We start from the raw sequence: 17,608 nt of genomic DNA on the forward strand, positions 1-17,608 counted from the left end.
TTTTCCTTGTTGTAAAAACATGATGTTCTGATATAATAAAGGACGGTGAGCTCTTACAAAAGAGATATCACGGGTGGGAGAGGGATATGAAAAAGAAGGTTTAACATGAAAGGAATACTTGAAAGTACATTTAAATTAGGTTTACACGAAACATCACCAAAACAAGAAGTTTTAGCTGGAGTTACGTCATTTTTCACGATCGTATATATTATGATTGTAAATGCGTCAATTTTATCAGATGCTGGCATTCCTCTTGAAGCTGGAATTTTAGCAACTGTTTTCAGTTCATTTGTCGGATGTCTGCTCATGGCATTTTGGGCAAATGCACCTGCTATTCTTGTCCCTGGTATGGGTGTAAATGCATTCTTCACGTACACTGCTGTGCATACGCTCGGATTAGCTTGGCAGGAAGCATTAGCAGCTGTCTTCATCTCTGGTATTATTTTTGCAATTGCTGCGTTTACACCAATCGCTCGCGTGCTCTCAGTATCGATTCCAAAGTCATTAAAGGAAGCTATTACTGTCGGCATCGGATTATTTTTAGCGTTTATCGGATTGCAAAAAGGTGGTTTAGTCGTTTCGAATCCAAATACTGCTGTTGCAATGGGTAAATTAAGTAACCCTGTCGTTCTTGCGACACTACTTACTCTTATCGTTGCACTTGTACTATTTATTCGTAACGTACGTGGAAACTTTTTATGGACGATTGCAATAGGAACTGGTATTGCATGGCTATTTGGTCTTGTTGATACAAGTCAAATCGGAAATAGTTCATTCTCATTCGCTAATTACGGCGATGTGTTTGGAGCTATGTCATTTGGCAAACTTTCTTCCTTACCGTTTTGGATTGCAACATTCTCCTTAAGCATGGTGCTTATTTTTGAGAACATGGGACTTCTACACGGTTTATTAGAAGATGACCGTAAATTCCCACGTGCTTACCAAGCCAATGCAATTTCAGCAATGACATGTGGTCTATTTGGCACAAGCCCTACCGTATCAACAGTAGAGAGTGCCGCAGGTATTACTGCAGGCGGAAAGACAGGTCTGACGTCTATCGTTACAGGTTTGTTATTCTTTGCATCACTGTTTGCACTTCCGTTTGTCAAACTAATTCCTGATAGTGCCATTGCACCAATCTTAATTATTATTGGCGGCCTGATGATTACAAGCATTCAACAAATTCCTCTGAACGATTTTTCAGAAGGATTTCCAGCGTTCTTAATTATCATCATGATCCCGCTCACATATAGTATCGCTGATGGCATTGCGTTCGGATTTATTGCTTATCCTATCTTAAAAGTTGCTCTTGGAAAGCGTAAAGAAGTCGCACCGTCTATGTATATCATTACATGCTTATTCTTAGCCATGTTTGTATTACATGCTATTGGTTAAATAAAAAAACACCGAGGTGAATACCTCGGTGTTTTTTTATTTAAACCAGCCCTTTTTATAAAACCAGGCCATCATTCCGCCACCAATTAACGCCATTAACAATAGACAAATAAAATAACTATACTTCCCACCAAGCTCTGGCATATGTGAAAAGTTCATCCCATATACTCCTGCGATAAATGTTAGTGGCATGAAAATAGTTGAGAAGACCGTTAATGTTTTCATAATGTTATTCATATGATGTGAGTTTAATGAAAAATAGCTATCTCGAATATCTGCCGTTAACTCGCGGCTTGCCTCAATCATTTCTGTCAGTTTAAGCAAATGGTCATGTATATCTTTAAAATAAATCTCATGATCACTTATACCGTAAAAACGAGTCGAATTTAAAATACGATACAATAAATCACGCATCGGAATGATTGTACGCCTTAGCTTCGATAAATCTGCACGTATATCAAATACTTCTTCTAGTACACTTCCTGCTGTCTCACCCGTTAAATTATCATCAATTGCATTTAAATGATCCTCAATGTAATAGACAGGCGCAAAATAGTCATCTACAATTTGGTCGATAATTGTATGTGCTACGTGTAAAGGACTATTTTTAATACGCTTCTTTTCTCCAAGTGTTTTCCATACTCTCTCGATTGCATTGTTATGAGAAAAATGGAAAGAAACAATATAACGGTCACTAATAAATAAATCGATCTCGTGCGGTTCTAATCCATCCTCACCAAATGCATGAAGAACTAAAAAGTTATATCCATCATAAAAATCAACTTTTGGCCTCTGTACATATTCTATACAGTCTTCAATTGCAAGGGGATGGAACTTAAAATGATCTTGCAAAATGTATGTATACTCTTCTTTCGTTGGCTTATATAAATCTAGCCAATACCATACAATATGGTCTTTCTTTGTTTCTTCTAGCGAAACATCATATAATACTTCATCTGCTTTTGTTATTGCACAAATTCTAATCATAATTTCACCCATTATTATTATAAACAAAAAATAGTAAAAAAAGCCAAGGAGAAATACTCCCTGGCTCTTTTTTATTATTCAGTAACGATGCCGTGCACTAATGTTGGTGCATCTACATGTTCGTTAGCAATCTTCATGTTCTCATAAATTTTTGCTTTTACATCTTCCACATTTTCGCGGTTTGCGTAAATTGTAACAAGGGATTCACCTTTTTTCACGCTGTCCCCTACTTTTTTGCGAAGCATTAAGCCAACTGCTAAATCAATTTCAGATTCCTTCGTCGCACGTCCTGCTCCTAAAAGCATTGCTGCTGTTCCGATTTCATCTGCAACGATTTCTGATACATAACCGTCTTCTTTCGCTTCCACTTCAATTTTGAATTGTGCTTGTGGCAATTTAGAAGGATCATCAACAACAGATGCATCTCCGCCTTGCGCTGATAAGAACGTTTTAAATGATTCTAGCGCTTTACCGTTGTTCATTACTTCAATTAATTTTTCACGCGCATCTTCTAAAGAGGAAGCTTGTCCAGCAAGGTATACCATTTGACTTCCAAGTGTTAAACATAACTCTTCTAAATCTTTCGGTCCTTTACCTTGTAATGTATCAATTGCTTCTTGTACTTCAAGCGCGTTACCAATAGCCTCACCAAGTGGTTGACTCATATCAGAAATAACAGCCATCGTATTACGACCAACGTTATTGCCAATGCGCACCATTGCTTCTGCTAAACGTTTTGCATCTTCATCTGTTTTCATAAATGCACCTGCTCCAGTTTTTACATCAAGAACAATTGCATCTGCACCAGCAGCAATTTTTTTACTCATAATCGAGCTTGCAATAAGCGGGATTGAGTTTACTGTTGCCGTTACATCACGAAGTGCATACAACTTTTTATCCGCAGGTGTTAAGTTTCCACTTTGACCGATAACAGCGATTTTGTTTTCATTTACAAGACGCATGAATTCATCATTTTCGATTTCAACATGGAATCCTGGAACTGCTTCTAATTTATCAATTGTACCACCAGTATGGCCTAAACCACGTCCAGACATTTTTGCAACCGGTACACCTAAAGCGGCTACTAATGGACCTAATACAAGTGTCGTTGTATCACCAACACCACCTGTTGAGTGCTTATCTACTTTTACCCCTTCAATAGCTGATAAATCGATTGTATCACCACTATTTACCATTGCCATCGTTAAATCAGCACGTTCTTGATCGTTCATATCTTGGAAGAAAATTGCCATTGCAAGTGAACTTACTTGATAATCAGGAATATTCCCATTCGTATATCCTTCAACAATAAAGTTAATTTCTTCTGTCGTTAATGCATGTCCGTCACGTTTTTTTGCAATTAGGTCCACCATTCTCATTGTGAGGTCACCCCTTCATTTGTTTTACGATTGCTTTTACTAATGCTAAGAAGTTAGCTTTAACACGTTCTGTCGTTTCGATTACTTCATCGTGGTGAAGTGGCTGATCTAAAATACCAGCTGCCATATTTGAAATACAAGAAATACCCAGTACTTTCATACCAGCATGACGAGCTACAATTACTTCAGGTACTGTTGACATACCAACTGCATCTCCGCCAAGTGTACGAAGCATACGAATTTCAGCAGGCGTTTCATATACAGGACCTGTCATTCCAACGTATACACCTTCTTGTACTTTAATATTTAAGTCTGCTGCAACTTGTTTCGCCATTTCGCGAAGCTCTACTGTATATGATGTAGACATATCAGGGAAACGTACACCCATTTCAGAATCATTTGGTCCGATTAATGGATTTGTACCCATGAAGTTAATGTGGTCTGAAATTAACATAAGATCGCCTGGCTCAAATGATGTATTTACACCACCAGCTGCATTTGTTACAACAACTGTTTCTACACCTAGTTCTTTCATAACACGAACTGGGAATGTTACTTTTTGCATGTCGTATCCTTCATAGAAGTGGAAACGTCCTTGCATTGCTACTACTGTTACACCTTGAAGTGTACCGAATACTAGTTGACCTGCATGACCTTCTACAGTTGATACTGGGAATTCAGGGATTTCACTGTATGGTACTGTTACTGCGTTCTCGATTTCTTCTGCTAATACACCTAGTCCAGATCCAAGGATTAGTCCTACTTGTGGTGTCTCTTGAAATTTCTCTTTTAAGTATGAAGCTGATTTTGTAATAAGTTCACGATTCATTTGTTTATCCCCCTATTTCTTTAGCTCGTTTAAGAAGCTTGTTCCGTATTCTGGCATTTTCACACCGAAGTTTTCTGCTACAGTTGCACCAATATCAGCAAATGTTTGGCGAAGTGATAATTCTTGTCCGCCATCTTTCATGCTTGGGCTATATGCTAATAACGGTACATATTCACGTGTATGATCAGTACCGTGGTGAACTGGATCATTACCATGGTCTGCTGTAATTAATAATAAATCATCTTCTTTTAGTTTTTCGAATACTTCTGGAAGACGAGCATCATACTCTTGCAGAGCTTCTCCGTATCCTTGTGGATCACGGCGGTGCCCAAATAGTGCATCAAAGTCGACTAAGTTTAAGAAGCTAAGACCTGTAAAGTCCATATTTAATGTATCTACAAGTTTATCCATTCCATCCATGTTAGACTTCGTACGAAGCGATTCAGTTACCCCTTCACCATCATAAATGTCAGAGATTTTACCGATAGCAATTACATCGTAGTCACTATCTTTTAATTCATTCATTACCGTACGGCCAAATGGTTTTAATGCATAATCATGACGGTTTGGTGTACGTGTAAAGTTTCCAGGCTCACCAACGAATGGACGAGCGATAACGCGACCTACCATGTACTTCTCATCTAACGTTAATTCACGTGCAATTTTACAAATTTTATATAACTCATCAAGCGGCACCACTTCTTCGTGTGCTGCGATTTGCAGAACGCTATCAGCAGAAGTGTAAACAATTAAAGAGCCTGTTTCCATTTGTTCTTGACCAAGTTCATCAAGAATCTCAGTTCCAGAAGCTGGTTTATTACCGATGATTTTACGGCCTGTTTTTTCTTCTAATTCATCAAGTAATTCTTTTGGGAATCCTTCTGGGAACACTTGAAATGGTGTATCAATGTAAAGACCCATAATTTCCCAGTGACCTGTCATTGTATCTTTACCAGTAGATTTTTCTTGCATTTTTGTATAATATCCAAGTGGTTTTTCTACTTTAGAGATGCCTTTCATTTCACGAATGTTACCAAGACCTAATTTCACCATGTTAGGCATTTGTAACCCATTCATATGTTCAGCAATGTGACCAATTGTGTCCGATCCTAAATCACCAAATTGTTCAGCATCTGGTGCTTCACCGATTCCAACTGAGTCCATTACGACTAGGAATATACGTTTATATTTATTCATAACTGCGACCTCCTATAAGTTCAGTTCTACTTCTTGTAGTATGTTCAAAACGCTATAAAGTGAAACTGTTCTCCATAAGAATTATCTTTCGTTCTCATTATCAAACAGTACTTCTTTAAATGACTCTCTAACCTATTTCGTTTCTTTTGAAACGCCTCAAAAACATTTCTAGTTTTTTCTAAGTCAGATGTCAGACATCTGATACTGATATCATAACATGTTTACGCTTTCTTTTTAATACATTTTCGTAGAATTTCTCATTTTCTTCACACTTCTATTGTAATCCATTATGCAAAGAAGTGCTAATTATTTTATGATTTATTTCTTCATATAAAATGAAACTTTCATTAGCCCACAAATAGCGAGATAAAAATAAAAAGCAGCTCTAAAGAGCTACTTTTTATTTTACTTCTACTGTTTCTTCTTTATGTTCATGCAGTTCACCTTTTTTAACATGAACTTTCACTTTGTAAGAACCGTTTTCTTTGAAAGTATGTTTCGTTTCATACTCTCCTTTATTTCCTTCTTTCGCTGGAATAAATTCGTGCTTTTCAACACCATCTTTCCAAATCTCAAGTTGTACTTCAGCACCAGTTAACGCTTCTTCTTTTTGTTTTAAATGAACTTTCATTGTTGATTCTGCATTTGCTTTTATGTCACCAGCCATAAGGTGGATCATTGTATCGCTTTTATGATCGCCGTGCCCTGCACCGTGATCACTATTTTCTTTTTTCACATCTTCTACTTTCGCATTTCCTACAGCGACTTTCACTTCTGGCATAACATGCATTTCACGCGCATTTGTGTGAGCGATAATATGATATACTCCATCCGTTTCAAACGTTTTCTCTACAGCATAAACACCTTTTCCTTTATGCTTCCCATCTAACATCTCGCGCTTTTCTTCGCCAGCTTTCCAAATTTCGAACTTTACATCATCAGCATCCGTTACCTTTTCTTTTCCTTGTGTAACAAGTGCTTGTACTTCTGTTTTTTCACCAGGTTTAATTTCTTTCGGATTTGTTTGAACTGCTACTTTTACAGCTTCCAGTTTCTGTTCTTTTTTCGGTTCTTCTTTGTTTGTATTACAGCCAGCCAATGCTAGCATCGCGATAAATAAAGTCATAATAAGTTTTTTCATCATCATTTCCTCCTTTGTACTTTATTTAGTATAGAGGAAATACATTGTAATATTCTAGTCTTCTGCTGAAAACAATGTACGAAATGTTTGTGAAGTTTCTGTGAAGTACTATAGCCTTTTGAATCTATGAAAAAAGAGCATAGTGACTATGCTCTCGGATGAAACTGTTTATATACATCTTTTAATCTAGCTTTTGAAACATGCGTATAAATTTGCGTCGTTGAAATATCTGCATGTCCAAGCATTTCTTGCACAGCGCGCAAGTCTGCTCCATTTTCTAATAAATGCGTAGCAAAAGAATGGCGCAACGTATGAGGTGTAAGCTCTTTTTCAATATTTGCTTCTTTCGCCAATCGTTTTAAAATTTTCCAAAAACCTTGTCTTGATAATCGATTCCCATGATGGTTTAAAAAGAGTGCATCTACTACTTTTTTACCCATCAATTCTCTTCTTCCCTTTTCAATATACTTTTGAATCGCTTCCGTCGCTAAACTTCCTAATGGAATAATTCTTTCTTTATTCCCTTTCCCTATGCAACGAACAAATCCCATCGTTAAATGTACATCTTCTAAATTTAAGGCAATTAATTCTGAAACACGAAGTCCCGTTGCATACAGTAACTCTAGCATCGCTTTATCACGAACCCCAAAAGCACTCGTCATTTTCGGTGTCTGAAGTAACGCCTCTACTTCATCGACTGATAATACTTTCGGTAATTTCCGTTCTCCTTGTGGCGTTTCAATATGTACGGATGGATCGTGCTCTACCGCTCGTTCACGAAGTAAAAATTGATGAAACGAACGAATCGATGCGATATGACGCGCTAATGTTTTCGAAGATTTTCCGTTTTCTTTTAAGTGCTGCAGAAAATTAACAATGTGCAAGCGTGTCACTTCATGAAAACTTTTCGCTTGTTCTACATTTTGCAAATACTTTACATAACTTTTTAAATCACGTTCATAAGATATAACTGTATTTTTCGCTAGCCCTTTTTCGACAACCATATAATGAATAAAATCTTTTAATTGATCTTCCAATCTACACTACTCCCCATTTTCATAGAAAAACATCATTCTATTTACGAAAGCATCCTTTGCCGGCTCTTCATTCCCTGATACTTTTTCTACAGTCTCTTCTTTTGGCTTTTCATAACGATGATAGCTTTCATATTCTTCATTTATCCATAGTATAGCGAAATAAAACAAAATCGTACAACTTGTAAATAATAAAAATACTTTTATTCCATCAAAAGTTAATTTTAAAGCTCGGCGCATTGTAAATTCCTCCAAAATATAAGTTATTACAACATATGCCAAGCTTTCACCAATTTATACCTTATTCAAATAAAAAACCTCTTCCTAGATAAATAGGAAAAGGTTATTTTTCATCCGTTTCATTTTCTTGACAATTTTTACAAATCCCATGGAATGTTAAACGATGATCTTTCACCTTAAAGCTCCAGTCACGTTCTACTTTCCTTTCCACTTCACCAAGTAAATCTTCTTGTATTTCTTGTACAGCACCACATTGTGTACAAATCAAATGATGGTGGAAACGCTGCGCACCTTCTTGGCGTAAGTCATAGCGTGAAACACCGTCTCCGAAGTTAATCTTATCGACAACTTTTAACTCAGATAATAGTTCTAAAGTTCGATAGACGGTTGCTAATCCGATCTCTGGCGACTTTTCTTTTACAAGGAGGTAAACATCTTCTGCGCTTAAATGATCTTCTTCATTTTCTAGCAGCACACGAACTGTTGCTTCACGTTGCGGTGTTAATTTGTAGCTCGCTGCATGTAATTGCTTCTTAATTCGTTCAATTCTTTCTTCCATTCGGTACTACTCCCTCCTCGCCACTCTTACACCATTATATCAGAAGAAGGGCTTCTGTCAAAAGAAAAACAATAAAAACAAATTGATAATCATTCTCAAAAAGTATTTATTGTTTATTAATAGCCTCAACGACTTCTTTCATTAAAACTGGTGATGCATAAGCTTCTACACTAGAAGCAAGAGCTAACACCGCTCCAATTACAAGAAAGAAGCATGTATAACGAATTAATAATGGTAATAGCGGCTCGGTTATTTTCCGGATAAATTGATGCCTAATCATGCGTAAGGAAAAGCTTGCGGCAATTGTTGTCATAACGAGAAATACTGGAATGATAATGAGATTTTGTGGCAATACAGAAACGAATGCTAGTAATAATCCATTCCATCCATGCTGACTTACTAAAAAACCTACTGTAAATCCGACAACTACTCCTTTTACAAATAATAAAATAAAAATAAGTGGCAATCCAATAATTGAAATCCCCAAAATCCAAATAAATCCAATGTATTTTAATTGCGAAAAGTAACTTTCTCGAAACATTTCGCCTGCAATAGCAAATTCTCCTTTAGAAACTTGTCCAAAAAAACGTTGTAAATAAAATGATAAATCTTGTTTTTGATTTAATTGTAAACTATTTACAAGAATCGCCCCAAATATTACTCCCATCAATAATAAAACAGCGTTAAATATATATAATGAAGAGTTTTCCTGTATGTGAGACATTACGCGGTCTTGCCAAGTTTTTCGCCACATTTTTCTTCCCTCCGTTCACACTCTTACTAAAAATGTATGAAAGAAAGAAAAAAGTATGACGAATTAACATTGAAATTCCGCTCTACTTTGCTAAACTAAAAAGTAGAGAATAGGAGGGATTTCTCTTGAAACCATTATTATTAGATTTTCCAACATTATTTCAAACTGAACGCTTACAAGTTCGTAAGCCATTTCCAGGTGATGGTGCAGAAGTGTATGAAGCAATCCAAGCTTCTCTAGAAGACTTAGTACCGTGGATGCCAATTAACGCTGAAACAGAAGAAAGTGCTGAAGAAATCGTTCGTAACGCTCACGGACAGTTTTTACTTCGTGAAACACTTGATTTTCACTTATACGATAAAGTATCTGGTACATTCATCGGAGCTATAACGCTCAAGCCTGAAAATTGGGATATTCCAAAGTTTTCACTTCACTTCTGGCTGCATAGCGCTTATACAAAACAAGGCTATATGACTGAAGCAATTAAAGGTGCCATTCAATTTGCCTTTGATAAGCTAAGTGCTAGAAGAATTGAAATTCGTATTGATGCAACAAATACAAATGCATGTAACCTAGCAGAACGTTTAGAATTTATTCTAGAAGGTACAATGGAAAATGATTTCATAGCACCAGATGGTAGCTTACGTGATGCACGCGTATACGCAAAAATCAATTAAAAAACACTCGCCTTTGGCGAGTGTTTATTTTTGTAGTTGTAAATATTGTACTGCAAACATTGTTTTCGCATCATGAATACGAAGATCTTTCATAAGAGTAGTCGCTTCTTCTAACGATACCTCCATCAATTCCACAAACTCATCTTCATCTAACTCGGCTTTATTTTCTTTTTTCGTCAAACCTGTCGCTTTATATACATATAAAATTTCATCTGCAAATCCTGGAGATGTATAGAAAGAAGTAATAAACTCCATATTTTCACATACATATCCTGTTTCCTCTTCTAATTCACGAACTGCTGTCACCTCAGGTTTTTCACCAGGTTCTAACTTGCCGGCCGGAATTTCTATAATCGCCTTTTCAAGCGCTTTACGATACTGCTCAACAAGCACAATTTTCCCCTCATCAGTAATAGCAATAATAGCAACTGCACCAGGGTGATTTACAATTTCACGTTTACTCATTGCTCCATTTGGTAATACTACATCATCAACACGAACTTTTATAACTCTACCATCAAAAATTGGCTCAGTTTTTACTGTTCTCTCTGCAAGATTACTCATACTACTTCATCTCCCTGTTCTATTTCCTATTCTTTCCTCATACATTTTACCACATTGAAAGGAGCGTGATAGAAATGAAAGTTTATATTTTACCAAATCGCGTCACTTTAGTCGGAAAAGCATGGCAAATTCGCCATAAGCTAAAACAATATGGCAAAGAGTATACAACTGTACAAGAGTGGATTACAGCAAATAAAGTGAAACATTAATCGGATTGGCCCGTCCCCCCTCTAATTATTAGCCATATCAATCGAACTTTTATGGGGAGTAAATGTGGGATTGAAAGTAAACGTTTGTCAACCTCTTTTCCCTCTCGTACAATAAAGGTAAGGAGGTTGACCTATGAAAAAACGTCAATTAGGAAACTCAGATTTGTTTGTTACAGAAATGGGCCTTGGCTGCATGTCTCTCGGTACATCTGAAACAGAAGCTATGCGTATTATCGATGAAGCAATCGATTTAGGAATCAATTTTTTTGATACAGCGGATTTATATGATTATGGATTAAACGAAGAATTTGTTGGAAAAGCCTTAAAAGGGAAACGAGACCAAATTGTTCTTACAACGAAGGTTGGAAATCGATGGACAGAAGAAAAAAATGGCTGGTCTTGGGATCCTTCTAAGAATTACATAAAGGCTGAAGTGAAAGAAAGTTTACGTAGACTTCAAACTGATTATATTGATCTTTATCAACTTCACGGCGGGACGATTGAAGATCCTATAGATGAAACAATTGAAGCCTTTGAAGAATTAAAAAAAGAAGGTATCATTCGCCATTACGGTATTTCTTCTATACGTCCAAATGTCATCCGTGAGTATGCAAAACGTTCAAATATCGTTAGTGTACTAATGGAATATAGCCTTTTAAATCGTCGCCCCGAAGAATGGTTCCCGCTTCTTAATGAACATCAAATTAGCGTCATTGCTCGCGGACCACTTGCAAAAGGAATTCTAACTGACAAGAATGCAAGAAAGATAGAAAGAGTAAAAGAAAAGGATTACCTTTCTTATTCTTACGATGAATTATATGCGACACTGGATAGTGTAAAAGAAATAATCGGAGAAAGCTCTTTAACAGGAACAGTTATTCAATATTGCTTACATAACGAAACTGTTGCAGCTGTTATACCTGGTGCAAGCTCTATTCAACAATTGCAGGAAAATGTACAGGCTAGTAAACAAACACAGTTAACAACAGCAGAATATATACAACTTCAGCAAATTGCTAAATGTGATACCTATGATTTACATCGTTAAAAAGACGCTACCAGTATGGTAGCGTCTTTTTATAGCGTATCATATTTATCAGGATTCGTTCCTACATGTAAATTACGATTTAACGTATTAATTTGAGTCATCTCTTCTTCCGTTAGTGCAAAATCAAAGATAGTAAAATTCTCTTTAATACGGGATGGTGTAACAGATTTAGGAATCGTCACTACCCCGCTCTGAATATCCCATCTTAATATAACTTGCGCAGGTGTTTTATCATATTTGGTAGCAATGGCCTGAATAATCGGGTGCTGAAATACTTCCCCGCCTCTCATTAATGGGCTCCATGCTTCCATTTGAATTTGCTCACCTTGACAGAAATTACGCAATTCAAATTGCGCTAACATCGGATGAAGTTCCACTTGGTTGACCATCGGCTTCACTTTACAATTTGGTAATAACAGTTCTAAATGATGTTTATGAAAATTAGAAACACCAATCGCGCGCACTTTACCTTCTTCATACAGTTTTTCTAACGCTCGGTACGTATCGACATACTTCCCTCTTATTGGCCAATGTATTAAATATAAATCTACATAGTCCATTTGTAATTTCTTTAAGCTTTTTTCAAACGCCTCAAGTGTTTCCTCGTATCCTTGATCGTCGTTCCAAACTTTTGTTGTAATAAATATGTCTTCTCTCGGAATCCCTGATTCACGAACCGCTTCTCCGACACCGCTTTCATTTTCATATACAGTTGCTGTATCAATCGAACGGTATCCAACTTCTAACGCTGTTTTTACTGCTTGTTTTACTTCGTCGCCTTCTTTCGCTTTATAAACGCCTAGACCAATCATCGGCATTTTTACGCCATTATGAAGTGTAGTTGTTGGAATGTGCACAGTCGTCTCCCTTTCATTCTTACATTTTTTTATAAGCCACCACTTTATTTCAACAAGATTCAACCAAAAAGTCAAAACATATGTACAGTTTACATAATAAAGTGAAACTTTAATCAGTGGGGGTTTTCTTCATCCCCCACTGATTATTAGTTGAACCAATCGGACTTTTATGGGCAGTTGATCCCCCACCTAACTTCTTTGCTTTCGCTGCATTTTGAGGTGGGGGTCTTACTGCCCATTAAAGTCGGATAAATTTATACACCTTAAAAAATAATGCGAACTCATTCATTCACGTTATTTTCTATCCATTTCTTCGCTTTTTCATCAACATTACGTACAAACTCATTTTTCCCTTCCGTATATAACGTACCATCATATGTATACTTTTCAGCTAATTCTTTCTTTAAAGTTGCATATGCCTCAGCTTCTTCACAATGAGCCATCATATAATCACGAAATGCTAAATGCCTTACTATCTCAGGATTTCCTTTTTCAAACACGTGTAAGTGATACGAGCGTTTTTCCTCAGTTCCATGAATAAAATAACGACGTCTTGAAATACCGTTTTCCCCTTTTACGATGTAACCAAGCTCTTTAAAACGTTCATTCCAATGATCTACTCTGTCGATACTCTCTACTTCCATAATCATATCTATAATTGGTTTTGCTGCCAGTCCTGGCACTGACGTGCTTCCAATATGATGGACTTTCACCATTTCTGGCATCGCCGATTTTAATCTTTCGGCCTCTATTTGAAATTTTTCGTTCCAATGATTTTCATGCGGAACGACTACAATTTTCCTCATTTAAACTCCCCTTTTCTTACAAGCTCGTCAAAAAAATGATCAGCGGTATTCACTGATCATTTTTTATATTATTTAAAGTCTTTCCAAGTAAGGCTACTTTCACTTAACAGTTCTTCAAATGATTTATTCTTTTCACGTTCTTTTTGTTCTTGGCGCTTTCTTTCCAGTTCAGCTGCCTCTTTTTCCTCTTCTCTCACTTGCAATTCTTTCTTCTTATTCTTTAATTGCTGCATGAGTGAATCATTTAATTGATCACCTAATGTAAGCGACTCTTTCTCTAGTTTATTCACTTGCGATTGTCTTTGCATTTGTCTTTGTTTCTTTTTCTTCATGCTACTCACCTTTTACTTTTTTCTCCATTATAGTAGATACACAATGAACTCGACAATAAAAAAGGCTCTTTACTCTATTATTCATCTTTTGTAAATATGTTAATTTTTCGAAAAAACTAAATTTTTATATGGATATAATCCTATGAATCTATTAAAATTATGTCGTATGATGTCAGATTATAAAAAAAAAGGAGAAATGAATTATGTGGAAAAAAATCATTCCTGCTGTTGCCGTTTTAAGCACCATTACTTTTTCAAGCGTATTTGCCGCTCCCCCATCTCAGACTCCAGCTGAACAAAACCGCTACATAGACGTACAAATGCTTGGTATTAATGATTTTCATGGACAACTAGATACTGTTAAAAAAATTAATAACAAAGAAGCTGGTGGCGCTGATTACTTAGCTACTTATTTAAAAGAACGTAAAAAGCAAAACCCTAATACACTTCTCGTACATGCTGGCGATATTGTCGGAGCTAGTCCACCAGTTTCAGCGTTATTACAAGACGAACCAACGATTGAATTTTTAAATGACTTAAAATTCGATGTTGGTACAATCGGAAACCATGAATTTGATGAAGGTATTGATGAAATGCGCCGACTTATTTATGGTGGTTACCATGAAAAAACAGGCAATTTCAAAGGCGCAAACTTCCCTTATGTCGCTGCAAATTTCTATAACAAATCAACTGGTCGCTTATTTTTACCACCATTTACTGTAAAAATGGTTGATGGTGTTCCTGTAGGATTCATTGGAGTTGTTACAACTGATACACCAAATGTCGTTATGCCTACCATGCTTAAAAATGTACAGATCACTGACGAAGTAGAAGCAATTAATAAATCCGCGCAGCAATTAAAGCGTCTCGGTGTTAAATCCATCGTCGTCCTTGCCCATGTCGGCGGAACAACTGATGATTCTGGCGTGACAAATGGAGACCTTACTCGAATTGCAAATGAAACAGATCCGGAAGTTGATGTTATTTTCGGTGGGCATAGTCACACATATGTAAATGGTACTGTAAATAATAAACTAATCGTCCAAGCGAACTCTTATGGAACAGCTTTCTCAGACGTAGATGTGACAATTGATCGTAAAACAAAAGATATTGTAAAGAAAAAAGCTGAAGTGATTACAACATATCATGAAGGTGTAGAGCCTGATAAACAAGTAAAACAAAAACTAGATCAATATAAAGAAAAAATCGCACCACTTGTAAATGAAGTTGTAGGAAAATCTACAGCACCTATCGACCGTAAACAAAATGATGCTGGTGAATCTACTCTTGGGAATGTAATTGCCGACGCACAGCGTCAAACGATGCAAGCTCAAATCGCACTTATGAATCCTGGTGGTATTCGTAATGACTTAGATGCTGGCGATATTACATGGGGCGAATTATACGGCATTCAACCTTTCGGAAACCAATTGATTAAGGTAGATTTAACAGGCCAAGATATTCGCGACATTTTAAATCAGCAATGGCAAAAAGGAACGACGAGAATGCTTCAAATTTCAGGTATTCAATATACGTGGGATGCAAATAAACCAAACGGTGAAAAAGTTACAAATATACGTTTAACAAACGGCGAAGAGTTATCTTCATCTAAAACGTATAGCGTAGTGGCAAATGCCTTCTTAGCTTCTGGCGGTGATGGATTCGTATCATTTAAAAATGGTAAAAATGCAGAAACTGGTCCAAACGACTTTGAAGCGCTAGTCGATTACGTAAAACAATTAAAAGAACCTATTCAGCCAATTATTGATGGTAGAATTCAAAAAATAAATTAAGTACGCTCAGAATAAACAATCTTAATTTTTCATCTTAAAAAATACACACGGACCTTTTATTTTATCCGTAATATATGTGAAACCTAAAAAGGATACTCGTTCTTACAATGAACATAGTATCCTTTTCTTTAGTTATCAAAATGTGATGTTTTATTAAAATCATATTGTTGTAAAAATTGTTGTAACGCCTCTTCTACAAGTTTAGACTTTTGAATTCCTTTTGATTCTGATATAACGTCTAATTTTGCTAATATTTCTTTATTAATAGAAAAAGTACGTTTCTTTTTTTCTGTACTTATACTCATAATTGGCGCGCTTACTTCTTCTCTTTTTCTTAATAATTCATAAATGCTTTGTAATTGCTCATAAATTAATAATTGATAATCTGTTTTCTCATGTTGAAGGGCGGTCGCTTCTTGGAGTTGTAAGTGACGTGGTTCTTCTCCATCTCCTACAAAAATACGTTTCTTCTGCTCTCCGTCATATTCATATCCAATTAATCTTAATTTCTTCGATAGTGTATATGGACTTATTTCAAGGCGTTTCGCTATAATAGCGATGGATTCACGTCTATTTAAACAATCTATAATTTCTCCAATCGTCACAATCTCCCCTCCTCCCGTATTGAAATGACACTAGTATGGTATGTTACAATGATTTTCTAACAGTATATGCAAAACGAATAGCCTGTGCGATTCATACGATTTCAGAAAAGGAGGGTTTCAATATGCTTTTTCGTAGCTATACCCCACAGTTCTATAATGAAAATAAACAACTCATTCCTAATAGTGTCGCTACGATGGAAAGCGTTATGATTAATAATCGAAAACAAACTCTCCTTATACGCGGTCAAAACGTAGAGCAGCCTATTTTATTATGTTGTCACGGCGGACCTGGTATGGCACAAATCGGATTTATTCGTCATTTTCAAAAAGAATTGGAGAAACACTTTATCGTTATTAATTGGGATCAGCGCGGGGCAGGTAAATCCTTTTCAATGAAAGATTTCGGGGCAAATTTTACAATCGAACAATTCGTTTCCGATGCAAAAGAAGTTATTCAATATGTACTTAAAAAATTCAATAAACAAAAACTATTTCTTGCTGGTCATTCTTGGGGGAGTATTATTGGGCTTAACATAGCACATCGATATCCAAAGTATATCGAAGCTTACATTGGTATTGGACAAATTGTACATATGAAACAAAATGAAGAACTACTATATCAACATTTAATTAGCTCTGCCAAAAAACATGATCATAAAAAAGCATTAGCTTCCCTTTTAAAATTAGGTAAACCACCATTTTTAGATACGAGACGTCTCATTATTCAAAGAAAGTGGCTTGGCACATTCGGGGGTGCAATTCAAAATGGATCTTCCTTTTCTTTCATACGAAAAGGCTTCTTTTCTCCTGAATATACGCTATTAGATTGGTTCAAATTTCTCGCAGGAAACTTAAAATCTGGTGTTTTATGGGAAGAAATGCTGACAATTGATTTCTTTTCTTCTATTTCAAGTTTATCTATTCCAGTTTATTTTTGTTCTGGTCGTTATGATTATCAAACTCCTTATGCACTCGTTCAAGAATATTGTGATGTTATGGAAGCACCCATAAAAAAAATGATTTGGTTCCCAAATTCAGCACATTCTCCTGATTTAGAAGAACCAGAACTATTTGCTAATTCTTTACAATCAATTAAACAAGAGCTAGCTTTTCAGCATTCGTAACAAAAGGCTCTTTTACATTTCATAGAAAACATTTTATAATAATATGTCGCAACTATGTATAAATATAGCAAAGTGCTT

20 protein-coding genes are annotated in these 17,608 nt (G+C 36.1%); 6 read left to right on the forward strand and 14 right to left on the reverse strand.

Going from position 1 to position 17,608, the window contains the following annotated elements:
- Positions 1–105 precede the first annotated feature (105 nt).
- Positions 106–1,395, forward strand: a complete 1,290-nt coding sequence (locus tag ACXY7N_RS09455) for an NCS2 family permease (RefSeq protein ID WP_016086428.1) — start codon at positions 106–108, stop codon at positions 1,393–1,395.
- A gap of 36 nt (positions 1,396–1,431) precedes the next feature.
- Here ACXY7N_RS09455 and corA read toward each other — a convergent pair whose 3' ends face one another.
- The 9 genes from corA to spoIIM all read right to left on the reverse strand — a co-directional run bounded on the left by corA (position 1,432) and on the right by spoIIM (position 9,485).
- A complete protein-coding gene (gene corA / locus ACXY7N_RS09460; protein ID WP_016086427.1) occupies positions 1,432–2,394 on the reverse strand; it encodes a magnesium/cobalt transporter CorA in 963 nt (320 codons plus the stop codon).
- Between the two features lie 62 nt (positions 2,395–2,456).
- Positions 2,457–3,761 carry a pyrimidine-nucleoside phosphorylase gene (locus ACXY7N_RS09465; RefSeq protein ID WP_016086426.1) on the reverse strand — a complete coding sequence of 435 codons (1,305 nt, stop codon included), beginning with the start codon at positions 3,759–3,761 and terminating at the stop codon, positions 2,457–2,459.
- Positions 3,762–3,768: 7 nt separating this feature from the next.
- Positions 3,769–4,590: a purine-nucleoside phosphorylase gene (locus tag ACXY7N_RS09470; RefSeq protein ID WP_016086425.1), complete on the reverse strand. Its 822-nt coding sequence runs from the start codon at positions 4,588–4,590 to the stop codon at positions 3,769–3,771.
- Between the two features lie 12 nt (positions 4,591–4,602).
- Positions 4,603–5,787: a phosphopentomutase gene (gene deoB, locus ACXY7N_RS09475; protein WP_016086424.1), complete on the reverse strand. Its 1,185-nt coding sequence runs from the start codon at positions 5,785–5,787 to the stop codon at positions 4,603–4,605.
- 400 nt (positions 5,788–6,187) lie between these two features.
- Positions 6,188–6,928, reverse strand: a complete 741-nt coding sequence (locus ACXY7N_RS09480; protein ID WP_080117870.1) for a FixH family protein — start codon at positions 6,926–6,928, stop codon at positions 6,188–6,190.
- Between the two features lie 146 nt (positions 6,929–7,074).
- Positions 7,075–7,965 (reverse strand): site-specific tyrosine recombinase XerD, encoded by an 891-nt coding sequence (gene xerD / locus ACXY7N_RS09485; RefSeq protein WP_016086422.1) that lies wholly within the window; start codon positions 7,963–7,965, stop codon positions 7,075–7,077.
- 6 nt (positions 7,966–7,971) lie between these two features.
- Positions 7,972–8,202, reverse strand: coding sequence for a YqzK family protein (locus ACXY7N_RS09490; RefSeq protein WP_001250432.1), 231 nt, complete (start codon positions 8,200–8,202; stop codon positions 7,972–7,974).
- A 103-nt stretch (positions 8,203–8,305) separates the two neighbouring features.
- Positions 8,306–8,761 carry a ferric iron uptake transcriptional regulator gene (fur, locus tag ACXY7N_RS09495; RefSeq protein WP_000392657.1) on the reverse strand — a complete coding sequence of 152 codons (456 nt, stop codon included), beginning with the start codon at positions 8,759–8,761 and terminating at the stop codon, positions 8,306–8,308.
- 106 nt (positions 8,762–8,867) lie between these two features.
- On the reverse strand, positions 8,868–9,485 hold the full coding sequence (spoIIM, locus tag ACXY7N_RS09500) for a stage II sporulation protein M (RefSeq protein ID WP_223261012.1): 618 nt from the start codon (positions 9,483–9,485) through the stop codon (positions 8,868–8,870).
- 155 nt (positions 9,486–9,640) lie between these two features.
- Here spoIIM and ACXY7N_RS09505 point away from each other — a divergent pair, with 155 nt between their 5' ends.
- Entirely contained in the window at positions 9,641–10,192 is a 552-nt protein-coding gene (locus tag ACXY7N_RS09505; RefSeq protein ID WP_000803488.1) for a GNAT family N-acetyltransferase, read from the forward strand.
- Positions 10,193–10,216: 24 nt separating this feature from the next.
- On the opposite strand, the gene ACXY7N_RS09510 is transcribed toward ACXY7N_RS09505, so the two are convergent.
- Positions 10,217–10,756: an NUDIX domain-containing protein gene (locus ACXY7N_RS09510; RefSeq protein WP_016086419.1), complete on the reverse strand. Its 540-nt coding sequence runs from the start codon at positions 10,754–10,756 to the stop codon at positions 10,217–10,219.
- A gap of 74 nt (positions 10,757–10,830) precedes the next feature.
- Here ACXY7N_RS09510 and mciZ point away from each other — a divergent pair, with 74 nt between their 5' ends.
- Together mciZ and lolS are read left to right on the forward strand one after the other, a co-directional pair.
- On the forward strand, positions 10,831–10,965 hold the full coding sequence (gene mciZ, locus ACXY7N_RS09515) for a Z-ring formation inhibitor MciZ (RefSeq protein WP_000870296.1): 135 nt from the start codon (positions 10,831–10,833) through the stop codon (positions 10,963–10,965).
- A gap of 133 nt (positions 10,966–11,098) precedes the next feature.
- Entirely contained in the window at positions 11,099–12,013 is a 915-nt protein-coding gene (gene lolS, locus ACXY7N_RS09520; RefSeq protein ID WP_088084322.1) for an aldo/keto reductase, read from the forward strand.
- 29 nt (positions 12,014–12,042) lie between these two features.
- Here lolS and ACXY7N_RS09525 read toward each other — a convergent pair whose 3' ends face one another.
- The 3 genes from ACXY7N_RS09525 to ACXY7N_RS09535 form a co-directional block, all read right to left on the reverse strand.
- Complete coding sequence (locus ACXY7N_RS09525) at positions 12,043–12,870, reverse strand: aldo/keto reductase (RefSeq protein WP_016135300.1); 828 nt, start codon at positions 12,868–12,870, stop codon at positions 12,043–12,045.
- Positions 12,871–13,151: 281 nt separating this feature from the next.
- A complete protein-coding gene (locus ACXY7N_RS09530) occupies positions 13,152–13,676 on the reverse strand; it encodes a GrpB family protein (RefSeq protein WP_016135301.1) in 525 nt (174 codons plus the stop codon).
- Positions 13,677–13,744: 68 nt separating this feature from the next.
- Positions 13,745–14,008, reverse strand: a complete 264-nt coding sequence (locus ACXY7N_RS09535; RefSeq protein WP_016086415.1) for a YqkE family protein — start codon at positions 14,006–14,008, stop codon at positions 13,745–13,747.
- A gap of 203 nt (positions 14,009–14,211) precedes the next feature.
- Here ACXY7N_RS09535 and ACXY7N_RS09540 point away from each other — a divergent pair, with 203 nt between their 5' ends.
- The gene (locus tag ACXY7N_RS09540; RefSeq protein ID WP_016086414.1) at positions 14,212–15,801 is read left to right on the forward strand and encodes a bifunctional metallophosphatase/5'-nucleotidase; all 1,590 of its coding nucleotides are present in this window, start codon (positions 14,212–14,214) and stop codon (positions 15,799–15,801) included.
- 128 nt (positions 15,802–15,929) lie between these two features.
- Here ACXY7N_RS09540 and ACXY7N_RS09545 read toward each other — a convergent pair whose 3' ends face one another.
- Entirely contained in the window at positions 15,930–16,406 is a 477-nt protein-coding gene (locus tag ACXY7N_RS09545; protein ID WP_016086413.1) for a ribbon-helix-helix domain-containing protein, read from the reverse strand.
- Positions 16,407–16,528: 122 nt separating this feature from the next.
- Between ACXY7N_RS09545 and ACXY7N_RS09550 the strand changes: the two genes are divergently transcribed.
- Positions 16,529–17,530 (forward strand): alpha/beta fold hydrolase, encoded by a 1,002-nt coding sequence (locus ACXY7N_RS09550; protein WP_016086412.1) that lies wholly within the window; start codon positions 16,529–16,531, stop codon positions 17,528–17,530.
- Positions 17,531–17,608 lie beyond the last annotated feature (78 nt).

It is taken from the genome of Bacillus sp. 5w2 (genome assembly GCF_054353775.1).